13 protein-coding genes are annotated in these 13871 nt (G+C 50.0%); 6 read left to right on the forward strand and 7 right to left on the reverse strand.

All coding sequences use genetic code 11. From position 1 onward, the window contains the following. Positions 1–70: 70 nt before the first annotated feature. Both JMW05_RS01620 and JMW05_RS01625 read right to left on the reverse strand, forming a co-directional pair. Positions 71–1249, reverse strand: a complete 1179-nt coding sequence (locus JMW05_RS01620) for a DEAD/DEAH box helicase (RefSeq protein ID WP_201503683.1) — start codon at positions 1247–1249, stop codon at positions 71–73. Between the two features lie 207 nt (positions 1250–1456). Further along, on the reverse strand, positions 1457–1672 hold the full coding sequence (locus tag JMW05_RS01625; RefSeq protein ID WP_201503684.1) for a cold-shock protein: 216 nt from the start codon (positions 1670–1672) through the stop codon (positions 1457–1459). 594 nt (positions 1673–2266) lie between these two features. On the opposite strand from JMW05_RS01625, the gene aroQ reads away from it, so the two are divergent. Further along, positions 2267–2740 (forward strand): type II 3-dehydroquinate dehydratase, encoded by a 474-nt coding sequence (gene aroQ, locus JMW05_RS01630; protein WP_201505475.1) that lies wholly within the window; start codon positions 2267–2269, stop codon positions 2738–2740. An 84-nt stretch (positions 2741–2824) separates the two neighbouring features. Further along, a complete protein-coding gene (locus JMW05_RS01635) occupies positions 2825–4120 on the forward strand; it encodes an ABC1 kinase family protein (protein ID WP_201503685.1) in 1296 nt (431 codons plus the stop codon). Between the two features lie 90 nt (positions 4121–4210). On the opposite strand, the gene JMW05_RS01640 is transcribed toward JMW05_RS01635, so the two are convergent. Then, entirely contained in the window at positions 4211–5041 is an 831-nt protein-coding gene (locus JMW05_RS01640; RefSeq protein ID WP_201503686.1) for an ion transporter, read from the reverse strand. A 344-nt stretch (positions 5042–5385) separates the two neighbouring features. Here JMW05_RS01640 and JMW05_RS01645 point away from each other — a divergent pair, with 344 nt between their 5' ends. Next, on the forward strand, positions 5386–6135 hold the full coding sequence (locus tag JMW05_RS01645; protein WP_201503687.1) for a YebC/PmpR family DNA-binding transcriptional regulator: 750 nt from the start codon (positions 5386–5388) through the stop codon (positions 6133–6135). A 113-nt stretch (positions 6136–6248) separates the two neighbouring features. Here JMW05_RS01645 and JMW05_RS01650 read toward each other — a convergent pair whose 3' ends face one another. After that, positions 6249–6845, reverse strand: a complete 597-nt coding sequence (locus JMW05_RS01650) for a methylated-DNA--[protein]-cysteine S-methyltransferase (protein WP_201503688.1) — start codon at positions 6843–6845, stop codon at positions 6249–6251. A gap of 32 nt (positions 6846–6877) precedes the next feature. Next, positions 6878–7786: a signal recognition particle-docking protein FtsY gene (ftsY, locus tag JMW05_RS01655; RefSeq protein WP_265090604.1), complete on the reverse strand. Its 909-nt coding sequence runs from the start codon at positions 7784–7786 to the stop codon at positions 6878–6880. A gap of 905 nt (positions 7787–8691) precedes the next feature. On the opposite strand from ftsY, the gene JMW05_RS01660 reads away from it, so the two are divergent. The 3 genes from JMW05_RS01660 (at position 8692) to JMW05_RS01670 (ending at position 11996) form a co-directional block, all read left to right on the forward strand. Next, positions 8692–8838 carry a hypothetical protein gene (locus JMW05_RS01660; protein ID WP_201503689.1) on the forward strand — a complete coding sequence of 49 codons (147 nt, stop codon included), beginning with the start codon at positions 8692–8694 and terminating at the stop codon, positions 8836–8838. A 75-nt stretch (positions 8839–8913) separates the two neighbouring features. Then, positions 8914–10407, forward strand: a complete 1494-nt coding sequence (locus JMW05_RS01665) for a M16 family metallopeptidase (RefSeq protein WP_201503690.1) — start codon at positions 8914–8916, stop codon at positions 10405–10407. An 86-nt stretch (positions 10408–10493) separates the two neighbouring features. After that, complete coding sequence (locus tag JMW05_RS01670; protein ID WP_201503691.1) at positions 10494–11996, forward strand: M16 family metallopeptidase; 1503 nt, start codon at positions 10494–10496, stop codon at positions 11994–11996. A gap of 76 nt (positions 11997–12072) precedes the next feature. Here JMW05_RS01670 and JMW05_RS01675 read toward each other — a convergent pair whose 3' ends face one another. Beyond that, complete coding sequence (locus JMW05_RS01675) at positions 12073–12588, reverse strand: hypothetical protein (protein ID WP_201503692.1); 516 nt, start codon at positions 12586–12588, stop codon at positions 12073–12075. Between the two features lie 230 nt (positions 12589–12818). After that, on the reverse strand, positions 12819–13694 hold the full coding sequence (locus JMW05_RS01680; RefSeq protein WP_201503693.1) for a D-Ala-D-Ala carboxypeptidase family metallohydrolase: 876 nt from the start codon (positions 13692–13694) through the stop codon (positions 12819–12821). Between the last annotated feature and the right edge of the window lie 177 nt (positions 13695–13871).

Raw genomic sequence — 13871 nt, forward strand, 5'->3', positions numbered from 1 at the left:
AAAAAAAGCCGACGTCATCTGACCTCGGCTTTTTTATTGTTTACGGTTTTAAAAATAAAAACCGATCGGATTAAGACGCGCTATCATCCGCTTCATTTTCTTGCCACTGCGACAGCTTAAATCGAGTGTCCAAATGCTTCTCTAGAGCAGGCAAGTTAAAGGCGTCATCTTCGCTCACAAAGCTGATACTGATGCCTGTACGTCCCGCGCGGCCTGTACGTCCGATACGGTGTACGTAATCGTCTGGCTGATCGGGCAGCGTGTAGTTCACCACATGGCTGACTTCATCGACATGAATCCCGCGCCCCGCCACATCGGTCGCCACCAGTACCGACACATGACCTTCTTTAAAGCGCTGTAGGTACTTTTCGCGCTTTTGCTGTATCACATCGCCTGAGAGCATGGCGACTTTGTGCTGCCCACGCAGCTTGTGATACAGGCGTTTGACTTGGTCTTTACGATTGGCAAAGACAATCACTTTTTCGACCGCCTCATCTGTCAAAATCTGATTGAGCGCGGGCAGTTTTTGTTCTTCGGTCAACAGATAAAACTGCTGCTCAACCAAGTCGCTGGTCTTATGCTCAGGCTCAATCTCTACAAACTGCGGCTCATGCAACCAGCGATATGCCAAGTTCATCACGTCTTGGTTAAAGGTGGCAGAAAATAGCAAGCTTTGGCGGTCGGTATTCGGCGGCATGCGTCTGACCAAGCGCTTGATATCAGGGATAAAGCCCATGTCGAGCATACGGTCAGCTTCATCGAGTACCAACACCTCAACGCGGTCCAGATACAGCATGTTTTTGTACATCAAATCAATCAAGCGCCCAGGGGTAGCAACCAAGATATCCACGTATTGACGCTCCAGCTCATGCTGCTGCGTCTCGTAGTTGGTGCCGCCCATGATGCATACGCTGTGCAGATTGGTATATTTGCTCAATGCTTGGCAGTCATCGAAGATTTGCTGCGCAAGCTCGCGCGTTGGCGCCATAATCACCGCACGCGGCTCGCCCAAATAGCGTGTCTCATCTTTGGTAAAAGGACGCTTTAACAACGCCTCAATAATGGTGATTAAAAACGTTGCCGTCTTGCCTGTCCCCGTCTGCGCCTGTCCAATGGCATCTTGGTTCGCAAGTGTGTACGGCAAAATCTGAGATTGAATGGCAGTCAGCTCGGTAAAGCCCAAATCCTGCACCGCGCGCAGCACGGGTCTTGATAATGGCAAATCGGTAAATGTCTTAAAGGGACTCAAAAAAATATCCTTCTATAGCAACGACGCAACAAGCCTTTGACCATCCCAGCTTATCGCCTTGTTAGCACGTTAAACGTCTAAAAACAAAAAAAGCCAAGCCTATTATCTGAACGTTAGGCACAATATGCCAATAGTATCAGATAGGCTTGGCTTACAATATAGCAGCAGTTTATCACAAGTGGTGACCTGCTGCGGTCATGTAACTGATTATGCGTCGAGCTTGGTTACTTCTTCAGCTTGTAGACCTTTTTGTCCTTCAACGACAGTAAACTCTACTTTTTCGCCGTCTTTTAGTGAGCGGTAGCCATCACCTTGGATAGCGCGGAAATGTACAAAGATATCTTCACCGCTTTCACGCTGAATGAAACCAAAACCTTTTGAGTCATTAAACCACTTTACAGTGCCTTGTTCACGAGCTGACATAATATTGCTTCCTAAAAATTACGTTTAGACCCAAGTCATGTTGCTACACGAGCAATAACAGGATACTAAGATTACGGGATTAGAATGTAAAAATAATGGACCAAATGCCGTTATTTGAAATACCCGCATCAACACATACAAATATTTCAGATATAAATCATTCAAGTCGACCATGACATTTGCTATCGCTCGTCTGCATACATCGCAAATGTAGCACGTGCATTCTAGCTTCTCGTAAGCGAGACGACCATGTCCTGCCGCATTCGTCACTGCAGTCTTTTGCGCGCTTGCGTGCGTTTTGACGTCTCAGTAACAAACTTGCAATATTTATTGCTTAAAAAATATCATAGCACGGGTTTTTAGCAACATAAAGCCTTTTAATACAATTTTGACGACTCTTAGGTTTTTTTCTATAATTTTTATTATACGGGCGGCAAGCTGCTATGATAAAGGGCTTGCGGCAAAAACTTAGGGCTTCTTCTATCGTTTTTTGCCGCCGCCTGCCCAAAGTTACCAAAAAACATCAATAAAGAGACGCCTATGCCCGCTTCTACCTCCGCATCTTCTGCCGCTCATCACGATACAAATGCACCTATGCCCCCACAGCGCACGCGCAAAGTGTTGGTGGTCAATGGCCCAAACCTTAACTTATTGGGCAAGCGCGAGCCTGAGATTTATGGACATACGACGCTCGCTGATATCGAAAAAACACTGGGCACGCAGGCGAGAGCACGTGACGTAGGTCTGATTTTTGTCCAGTCCAATCACGAGGGCGAGCTGGTTGAGCACATTCAGCATTATGGTCTGCTCGCAGACAGCGCCGAGCAAGTTGATGCCATCATCATCAATCCTGCCGCATTTACGCACACCTCTGTTGCGCTGCGTGATGCGCTAGCCGCAACAAAAAAGCCCTTTATCGAAGTGCACCTGTCTAATGTACACAGCCGCGAGCCGTTTCGCGCGCACTCGTACTTTAGTGATATCGCCACTGCGGTGATTTGCGGCTGCGGGCATTTGGGGTACGAGATGGCGCTCAATTATTGGCTGACGCATTTGTATACGGATTGATAATACCAAAGTCCCCATAAGCACAGTATAGTAAGGGCAGTTGGCTTTTTATGGCTTTTAACAGATAACAATACGGTGATATCTATGGCAAAAACTTCCGGAAAACGCTTTATGCGCCTCGCTGGCATGACCGCGAGCATTGCCGGTAAGGCTGCCAAAAACTCCCTGCGCCACCTCTCAAGCGATGAGGAAAAACGCATTCAAGCGCGCTCTGAGCTGATGCAAGATGTGGGCATTCAGATTGCCGAGACGCTCGGTGAGATGAAAGGGGCAGTGATGAAAGTGGGACAAATCGCCTCGCAATATAAAGACGTCTTTCCCCCTGAGGTTGCCGCCGCACTCGAAAAGCTGCAAAAAGACGCGCCGCCCATGCCCTTTGGACAAATCAAAGCTCAGATTGAGCGTGAGCTTGACGCACCGCTTGAGACCTTATTTATAGATTTTGACAAGACCCCATTTGCCGCCGCCTCTATCGGACAGGTGCATAAGGCTACGTTGCCCTCAGGACAAAAAGTGGTGGTCAAGGTGCAGTACCCTGACGTCGATGACAACTGCGAGAGCGATTTAAAACAAGTGCGGATGGCACTCAAAATCGCAGGCGTGCTCAACATGAACCGCAAGCTACAAGAACAGCTGTTCGATGAAATACGCCAAAGCCTACATGACGAGCTGGACTATACCAAAGAGGCGCACAACCTACGGGTGTTTGGCGCTTTTCATGCCGATGATGCAGGGCTAATCATTCCCAAAGTCATCAGCAGTCATTCGTGTCGGCGTATCTTAACGTTAACCGAAGAGATGGGCGAGACGTTGACGACCGCCGCGACGTGGGACAACGATATCAAACAAAAAATTGCGGAGCGCTTGTTTCACTTTAGCGCAGGGCAGCTGTTTGGCTTGTATCGTATGCACTGCGACCCGCACCCTGGCAACTTTGCCTTTCGCCCTGACGGTAGCGTGATTGCTTATGATTTTGGCAGTATTCGCAGCTATAGCGATGCCGAAGTGCAGCTGTTTCGCCGCTTTGCCCGTCACGCCATCAAAGGTGATGTGACCGCGCTTGAGCAAGATCTTGTGACGCTTGGGGTACGCCGTGAGGACGATACCAACATTCCTGGCGCGTTCTATACCACGTGGCTGTCTATTGGTCTAAAACCCTTGTCTATTGAGCCGTATCACAACGGCGCATTTGACTTTGCGCACAGTCAGATACATCATGAAGCCATCGCGCAGATGCGCAGCTCACTTAAATACTTTAATCAGTTTCAGCCGTCCGCAGTCACCATGATGCTTGACCGTACGGTATCAGGACAGTATTGGAACTTGGTCAATTTGGGCGTAAGTATTGACTTGTCACCGTTGGTCGCGCGTTATATTTAACATTGCCAGAGCGTGATTGGACACATTCTGCCCCATAAAAAACCGAGCAATTAAGGCTCGGTTTTTTGATATCACTTTTATTTTTAATCGTTAGACGTGCAAGGAATGACCACAGCGGTCGCAAAAGGTCGCGTTCACCGCATGACCGAACTTGCCGCAATTTGGACAAGTGATGGGCTGCAACTGCGGGCGCATGTTACGCGCCAGCTCAGAGGTGAAAATCCCTGTCGGCACAGCAATGATGGAGTAACCCGTTATCATCACCATCGATGCAATCGCCTGCCCGATGGGCGTTTTGGGCGACATATCGCCATAGCCGACCGTGGTCATGGTCACAATCGCCCAATAAATCGACAGCGGAATACTGGTAAAGCCGTTTTCAGGTCCCTCGACCACATAAATGACCGAGCCGAAAATCGTGACCAGCAGCACCAAAGATAAGAAAAACACGGTGATTTTTTGCTGACTGGTACGCAGCGCTGAAGCCAAAAAACCTGCCTGCTGCATATAGGCTTTAAGCTTGAGCACGCGAAACACACGCAAAATGCGCAGAATACGCACCACGAGCAGATATTGTACCCCAACGAACACGAGGCTCAAATAGCTCGGCAATACCGACAACAAATCGACAATGCCAAAAAAGCTAAAGATATAGCGCAAGCGATTGGGCGCAGAAAACAGTCTCAGCAAATACTCAATGGTAAATAAAATGGTAAAGAACCATTCGGCATAAAAAAACAGCGTGCCGTACTGCAAGCGCATGTATAGCACACTGTCCAGCATCACCACAGCCACACTCGCCAAAATGGCAATCAGCAATACAATATCAAACAGCTTACCCAAACGCGTGTCTGTGCCTTCAATAATGATATGAATGCGCTTACGCAGGTGAGTGATGGCTTCAGCAGTCGGTTGCTTCATAGCGGCAATAACATCATAAAATCAGCGACGATAGGACACATACACCGCAGTCAGATAGCGGTATACAGATGGGCTTGGGTTGGTATAACGGCTCAGAAGTGGTTTATAATACCTGCCACTGCTGATACCAAGTATGCATGCACAGACACAGTGTAGCAAAAAACCGCTGTCAGCAACATACCCAAGCGTAAACAGCGCCTGCTTATAATAACAGATACCGTGTATCGCATCAGTGGCGCTGAATATCCTATGAGCGTAAGGCGGCATTGCACGCCTTTCTTATTTTTTAGACAGCAGCTTACCGCGCTATAGGGCACAGTAGCTGCGAGCATTGAGGACAAGTTATGGCAGGTCATTCTAAATGGGCAAACATCAAGCACCGCAAAGCCCGTCAAGATGCGGTGCGCGGCAAGATTTTTACCAAAATCATCCGTGAAATCGTCTCAGCAGCCAAGCAAGGCGAGCCTGACCCCGAAAAAAACCCTCGTCTGCGTGCGGCCGTTGAAAAAGCGCTGTCCGCCAATATGACCAAAGACACCATCAAGCGTGCCGTCGAGCGTGGCGCAGGTGGCGGCGACAATGAAAACGTCGAAGAAATCACCTATGAAGGCTACGGTATCGGCGGTGTTGCCGTCTTGGTCGAGACCATGACTGATAACGTCAACCGTACCGTCAGCGAAGTGCGCCACGCCTTTACCAAATACGACGGCAATCTTGGCACTTCAGGCTCGGTGGCGTATCTGTTCAATAAGCGCGGCGAGATTAGCTTTAGCGATGTGAGCTTAGAAGACGACATCATGATGGCAGCGCTCGACGCGGGCGCAACCGACATCGAAAACGATGGCGAGAGCATTTTGGTCATCACCGAGATTGAAAACTTCGGTCACGTAAAAGACGCACTAAACGCCGCAGGACTGGTGTCTGATAATGCGGAGGTGACCATGTCGCCATCGACCAGCGCTGAGATTACTGATATTGACGATGCACAAAAAGTGATGAAAATGATTGATATGTTAGAGGACTTGGACGATGTGCAAGAAGTGTACAGCAACGTGCGCTTCTCTGATGAGGTCATGGCGCAGCTTGAGCAGTAAGTTAAAGCGGTACTAAGATGCGTTAATAACGCCAATCTATTGCTATAAAAAAAGCCAAACCATACGGTTTGGCTTTTTTGTGCAAAAAAAAATCATTTCTAACCCACGCTGATTTATATGCGCTGCCCTTCAAGCTGTAGCAAATATCTCTTTTTATCCAGTCCGCCCGTATAGCCGCCCAGCTGACCGCCACTATTAATGACGCGATGACACGGCACAATAATGCTAAAAGGATTTTTGCCATTGGCTTGCGCCACCGCGCGGTAGGCTTTGGGATTGCCGATTTTCGCCGCGATTTGCGCGTAGCTTTGCGTCTCACCATAACCAATCTTAGACAAGGCTTGCCACACGCGGCGCTGAAACGGCGTACCAAAGCTATCATCCATCAGCACAGTAAATGACGCGCGCTTGTCTGTAAAGTACGCTTGCAGCTCGGCCACCGCAGTGCTCAGCAGCGTTGCTTCAGGCACATCCGTTGTCAGTGCGTCTATCGGTACGATGTGCACATCGGCAGGCACACACTGGTAATGACGCATCAAGGCGCGCAGTTTGTTGTCTTCGCTATAGATATCTTCTAGTGCAACCGTTTGCCAATAGCAGCCGACGAGTTTCGCCTGACCTGCCAGCGTATGACTGACCAAAAGCAGCGCGCTGTCTTTGTCTAAAACAGCCTTGTTTGTATCGGCTACGGGCAAACGGGTTATAAGCATAAAGGGTCTCTATTTGTACTGTTATCCATCACTTACTTGTCATCGGTCTCAAACAATGCGGCAACGAACTGCTTGGGACTAAAGGCGCGTAAGTCATCAATCGACTCACCCACCCCAATATAGCGAATCGGCACATTGGTGGTCTCAGCGATGTTAAATACCACGCCACCTTTTGCCGTGCCGTCCAGTTTGGTGACTGTGATGCCCGTTAAGGGCACAGCTTGGTTAAAGATTTCGACTTGGTTAATCGCGTTTTGTCCCGTACCAGCGTCCAGCACAATCATGGCCTCATGCGGGGCGCTTGGGTCGGCTTTACGCATGACGCGCACCACTTTTTCCAGCTCCGCCATCAAGTGCCCTTTATTTTGCAAGCGTCCTGCGGTATCGGCAATCAGTACGTCAACATTTTTCGCTTTTGCCGATTGCATGGCGTCAAAAATGACCGAAGCACTGTCCGAGCCATGCCCTTGAGCAATCACGGGAATATTGTTGCGCTCGCCCCAGATTTGTAGCTGCTCGGTTGCGGCGGCACGGAAGGTATCGCCTGCGGCAAGCATTACCGATTTGCCCTCGCCTTGTAGACGTTTGGCAAGCTTACCGATGGTGGTGGTTTTGCCCACGCCGTTGACCCCGACCATCAAAATCACAAAGGGTTTTTTGCTGGTATCGATGAGCAAGGGCGCAACTTTAGGGCTTAAAATATCAACCAGCTCGCTTTGTAGCGCTTTATAGAGTGAGTTGGCATAAATCAAATCGCCACGGGCGGTCTGCTCGGTGAGGCTTTTGATGATGCGGTTGGTGGCGTTGACCCCGATATCAGCCACGAGCAGTTGGTCTTCGACTTCTTCTAACAGCTCATCATCAATCTCTTTGCCACCGATTAAGATATTGACCATGCCTTCTGCAAGGTTTTTACGCGACTTGGTCAGCCCTGATTTCATGCGGTTAAACCAGCTGCCTTTTTGCTCTTTTTCTCTTTCTCTGTCGTTTTGCTCGGCAGTGACGTGATTGGCAAGGACGGCTTCGTCATCATCGCTTGGGGCGCTAGGCGCGATGCTGTCACCGAGCTGGGCTTGTAGCGGCATGGCAGGCGCTTGCGGCGTATCCATGGCTGATGCAGCTTCAGGCGTCAGCGCATCTCCCGCCAGCGGCGTGCCTAGAGCGACGCTGTCTTGGGTGGTCTCAGTCGTGGTCTGCGCGTCAGGGGTCGCTGTACTGCGCTCGCTGTGCGGCGGCTCGTCAATAATAGCAACTTTTTCGACAGGCAGGCTGGGTAAGGTAATGTCGTCGTCTAAATCATCAAGGTCGCCATCTAGATTAATGACCACGCGGTTGGCATTGTTTGGATTATTCATATGTTCGCCCTAAAATAAATGCAAGAAGAACTGCAGGAAAATACGTGCGACAGTCGCATACCCACACGCATCCTCGTGTGCGGCGACCGTCATTATTGTCTTTTGCAATAGTTTAGCACAGTTCCAGACAAGCTCAGAGATTTGCGCAGCTCACGCATATTTTACCTTTATCTTGTTTTCATCATAAGCGCGCGTTCAGTCAGCATGTTGCCAAAGCGCTTGCGGCTGTGGTCAAAGTTATTGTTTAAGAATAAATACCACGTTTATGTAAGAAAGTTTGTCTTAAGATTTTGAAACAAATATAAGACGTTTATCTGCGCACAGTATCTATAGGCTTGCGTATGCTAAAGGGCGCAATTTGTCTGGCTTTGCTGACCATATACGCGTTCTACACGCTGCTTTTTATTGCGGGCGGCTGACTTGTTACGCGACGGGTCGCTTGGTTTTTCTTATTGTATATTCAGCTTTTCTTTTATGGTTATCGGAGAGATATGATGTCTTATTTGTCATCCCTACGCAGCAAGCATGGTTTTGCGGCTGCTTTTGTAATCGGTACGCTGCTGCTAACAGGTTGTAGCACCACGCATGAGGTACGCCCAACTGCGAGCGTCATGGTCGGCACGCAGCACCGTTTATAAAGATTGCGGCGTATGTCTTGATTAGGGACTTTTGTTCTGCCTATACTGTCGGCAGTATTTATTATTGAGAGTGTTATGTCATCGCTATCTGCTCGTTTATCTGCCCGTACCTTGGGTGTGCTGCTTGTGACAGGGGCACTATCTGCCTGCCAAAGCACCCCACTGGCGTCCGCCACACCTACCGCGCAAACTGGCGCATCTGCACCCAACAGTACAGCGGCTAAGCCTGCGTCTGCTGCACAGGATCTTACTATGGACTTATCCGGTCGCCACGAATACCAGCTGGAAAATGGGCTAAAACTGATCATAAAAGAAGACCACCGTGCGCCTGTCGTCATGACGCAGATTTGGTACAAAGTCGGCTCAACCGATGAGCCTATTGATAAAGGCGGCATGTCGCATCTGTTAGAGCATATGATGTTCAAGGGCACAGAGCGGGTCTCAAGCGATGACTTTGAGCGCTTGATTGCCAAGTTTGGCGGCACGAACAATGCCTTTACCAGTTATGATTACACTGGATACTACGAGCTGTTCCCTGCCAACTATATGCCGCTGGCATTAGAGCTTGAAGCCGATCGCATGATGAATCTGCATTTTGATGCCGCCTCTTTTGCCAAAGAGCATCAGGTGGTGATGGAAGAGCGCCGCCAGCGTACCGATGACAGCCCTTTGGCTAAGGCTTATGAGTCCTTTCGTTTGCATGCTCTGCCCGACAGCCCAAAAGGCGAGTCGGTCATTGGTCCTATGAGCGAGCTTGAGTCCATCACCCTTGCTGATTTGCAATCTTGGTATGACACGTGGTACGCGCCTAATAATGCAACTTTGGTCATCGTTGGTGATGTCGACCCTACAGCGACGCTCGCTGAGGTCAAACGCTACTTTGGGTCATTACCAAAACGTGCGCTGCCGACACGCCCATCAGTACGCCAAGACGGCTTTCGCGGTTATAAGCGTTTAAGTGAGCGTCAAGCGGTGCAAGTGCCTGTATTGATGATGGGCTACAATGTGCCGAGTCTGGTGACCGCAGGCACTGATGGCAAAAAACAAGCCTATGCCTTGTCGCTCGCACAAGACGTGCTGGATGGCGGGCTGTCGGCGCGTCTTGAGCAGCGCTTGGTGCGTGAGCAAGGGCTGTTGACCACGGTCGGCACATCTTATGATTTGTTAGACCGCGGCGATGGGCTGTTTTTTATTCAAGCAACGCCTCGTGAAGGCGTCAGCGTGCAAGAGGCAGAAACCGCCATTCAAGCGCAGATTGACAAGCTGAGCACAGACCCTATTGGTGATGATGAAATCACACGTGCCAAGACCAATACCATCACAGGACTTGTCTACGCGCAAGACAGCATGGAAGGACAAGCGCGCATGATTGGCTCATTGCAGTCGATAGGCTTAGACGACCGCATCCTTGCGCGCCTGCCTGCTGAGCTGGACACGGTGACCACCAAAGACATCCAAGCGGCGGCTCGCCAGTATTTGGTCAAAGACAACCTCACAGTCATGTATGTCTTGCCTGAGGCGGACGCAGAAGACCAAGACGACAACACGCCAGCTCCTGCCGCGCGCTAATGGCGTACGCCGCGATTTTTGGCAGTACCGCTTTGGGCGGTAGTGTTGATGTTTTGATACCGATATTGATATAGGCAACCCATACCATGATTGACCCCCGCTTGCGCTCATCCGCCCTATCCCGCTTACGCCTGCACTCTGTGGCGGCTGTAGGTTTTGCAATAAGTCTTGTCGCCGCCGCTGCCCCTGCATCAGCGCGTGATATATCGCCCACCACCAATGGTCACAGTACTATGCCCATAAAAGCCATGAGCGAGCTGCAAAGCTTGCAACAAGTAGCGCCGCTGTCGGTCACAGTGCCAAAGATTGAACGCTTTGTCAGCCGCTCGGGGGTGCCCGTTGCTTTTGTACGCGCCACCACCTTACCCATTGTCGATATTGATTTGCGCTTTAACGCAGGCAGCGCGCGTGATGAGAGCGTCCGCGAGCAGGGTTTTGGTATTGCCAATATGGCCGCCACCATGCTGACCCAAGGCACCAAGACACTCGATGAAGAAGCCTTTACCAAAGAGATGGAAATGCTCGGCATTGCGCTCGATAGCCGCGCTTATAAGGATATGTTTATCGTCTCTATGCGTAGCTTGTCAGATGATACCCACCTCGTCCCAGCGACGACCTTGATGACCCAAATGCTGACAGAGCCACGCTTTGATGACGCGGTGCTGGCACGCAATAAGGCGCGGTTACAGGTAGCGCTACAGCAGCAAAAACAAGACCCGACCAGCTTGGCAGGCAATGCGTTTGACAAGGCTTTGTATGGCAATCACCCTTATGCGCACCCAAGTGAAGGTACATTAGATAGCGTACCGAGCTTGAGCCAAAGCGATTTGCAACGCTTTCGCCAGCGCTATTTGGTGGCGAGTAATGCGTCATTGGCCATCACAGGCAATCTGACACTATCAGAAGCCCGTCAGCTTGCAGATGACCTGACCGCAAAACTGCCCAAAGGTACAGCCGCCCCCGCTCTGCCTGAGCCAAAACCGCCAACACAAGCGCAGCGCATTCACATCCCTTTTCCAAGCACACAGACGACGGTCGTCATGGGGCAACTCGGTGACAAACGCGCCACCACCCCAAGCGCGCAGCAACAGCAAACCAACTTTGCCGTTGGTAACGAGGTCATGGCTGGCAGTGATTTTAATGCCCGCTTGATGACTGAGATTCGCCAAAAGCGTGGCTACACGTACGGCATTTCAGGGGCGATGACGCCCATGCTCACGCGCGGACCGTATATGATTGGCTTTTCGACCCGCAATGACAAGGCGCGCGAGGCGATTGATGCCAGCTTGGCGGTGATTGAAGACACTGTGACCAAGGGCATCACTCAAGATGAGATGCAGCTGACCAAAGACAATCTAAAAAACAGCTTTCCGATGGGCTTTGCCAGTAATGCAGGGATAAATAACTTACTCGGTATGATGAATTTTTATCGTCTGCCAGACGACTATCTTGCCGACTATACCAAGCGCATTGAAAACGTGAATCTCAGCGGCGTCAACGATACCTTAAAACAGACGCTCACGCCTGAGCAGTTTATCATCGTCACTGTCGGTCAAGACGACCCATGGAAGCACAGCAAACAGCCCTAAATAGGCGCTGTATGTCACAAGCGGCCTTCGGGCTGCTTTTTTTTGGTGTGTCATGTGTGCGGTATGTGAGGACGACTTAATCTTTGACGGTAATGTCAACATCATAGGTGAGGTTTTCGGGACGGTAGGTAAAGCCATTATAAGACAGGCGAATCACGTGTTTGTCGTAGGATTTGACTTTATAATCACCATTGGCAAAGTCATGCATGGTTGGTACGACCAGCAAAATTTTTAAATCGCTGTTGTCCGTTGTGACGCTGATGGACTGACCCGCATTGGGATACAAAAAGTAATCGCAGTAGTCGCCGCTCATCACCTCTTGCGAGCGCTCAATGACATCGCTATCGACTTCGCGCTGGATGAGCTTGGGGCAGACATTGCTACGCTCGGCGGCCAGCTGGGCATGATAATTTTCGACATTTTCTTTGACCGCCTCGGCGTTTTTTTGCCGCTCCAGACGCTCTTTTGCACTGTCCATACCCTCAGGTGAGCTACAAGCCGTCAGCAGCAATGCCCCTATACTGACACCAATAGCGGTAATGGACGGTATGCTGGACAAGGTTATGGCGCGAAAACCCTTTATCATGACCACAGAATATGCTACCTATCGTTGCCTTTGACTTATATTGACAATGAATATACTCAATCAGATTTAACAATACAAATGGCATGTATAAATATCAGGCATTTTTTGCTTTACGGTCATATATGCAGATAACTGTCGCAAAACTCAGGCAAAATTATTCTGCCATTTTTAAAAAAAATAGCTTTATTGCTTCTATCAATGAATAGAGTTAATTTTGATAAATACGGTTATCGCTATCAGTAGCGACAAGTATTGTTATTGACCGCAAAGTTAAAGCCCCACTTGCGATAGCCTTGGGTGTCCAAATGAATCGCGCCTGTCGAATACAGCCCCAAACCAAAATTGTGCCCTGAGCCTTGGTATTGCCAAAACTCACACAAGCCATCTTGTACCCGACCGAGCTGCCAGCGGTTGTGCTCATACTCTGGTACCCAAATATCAATCGCGCCTGCACTCATGTGCTTGCTGCTGTCCGCGCCCCCTGCACAGGCGTTCAGCTCAGGGCTGCGGTAGACGGAGCGTATCTCGGTTGAGGCTGGCAAGATGCCTTGTTGTTTTAGCGTGCTGTATAGACGCAAGGTGGGTACGACGTTCGCCCACAGGTATTCAGGTGGCAGCTGATACGGCTCAAAGCCGCACTTCTCCCAGCTGCGTGCGGTGGTCAACAGCTGCTCAAGTGGCGGCACATTGTTTGCGCCCACACGCGCGTTCAGATATTGCTGATATTTCGCCACTTGCTGCGCGCGGTAGCTGCTGCTATTTAGCCATGATTGAAAGCTCGGCGCTGACTCGGTTTGCTCATGCGCACTGCCCGTGGCATAGGTGGTCTTATAGCGACTGGCAGGATTGACGCGCGTGTTCTCCTCGATAGACAGCTGTGAGTCATAAGGAAAGCTGCGCTGCTTTTCTTCAATCAGCGATTGCATGCGGTCGGTCGATGCGGACGCAGGTGCAGGCTGGATATAAGGGGTGTCACGGCGGATTTGAATACGGCGCTCGCTGCTGTTTTGCAAGATGGCAGCTTGTGCACTGATGCCAGTGATGACAAGACCCAATGAAAGCGTGGAGAGCTGTGCGGCGCGATGGCGCGCGAGAATAACCTTTGATGTCATGAGAAAAACGACCAATAAAAACACTGCTGCGATACTATCAAATTTTATATGGGCGGGCTAAACTATTGGCACCGACCACGTAGGACAAATGGCGTTATTAACATTTTTACTGAACATTGTTGATAATAAAGACAGGTTATTACGCCTCTGTTGCTGCTTTTTGTCTGTGGCTCTCTC

The organism is Psychrobacter aestuarii, assembly GCF_904846035.1.
GTDB classification, from domain to species: domain Bacteria; phylum Pseudomonadota; class Gammaproteobacteria; order Pseudomonadales; family Moraxellaceae; genus Psychrobacter; species Psychrobacter aestuarii.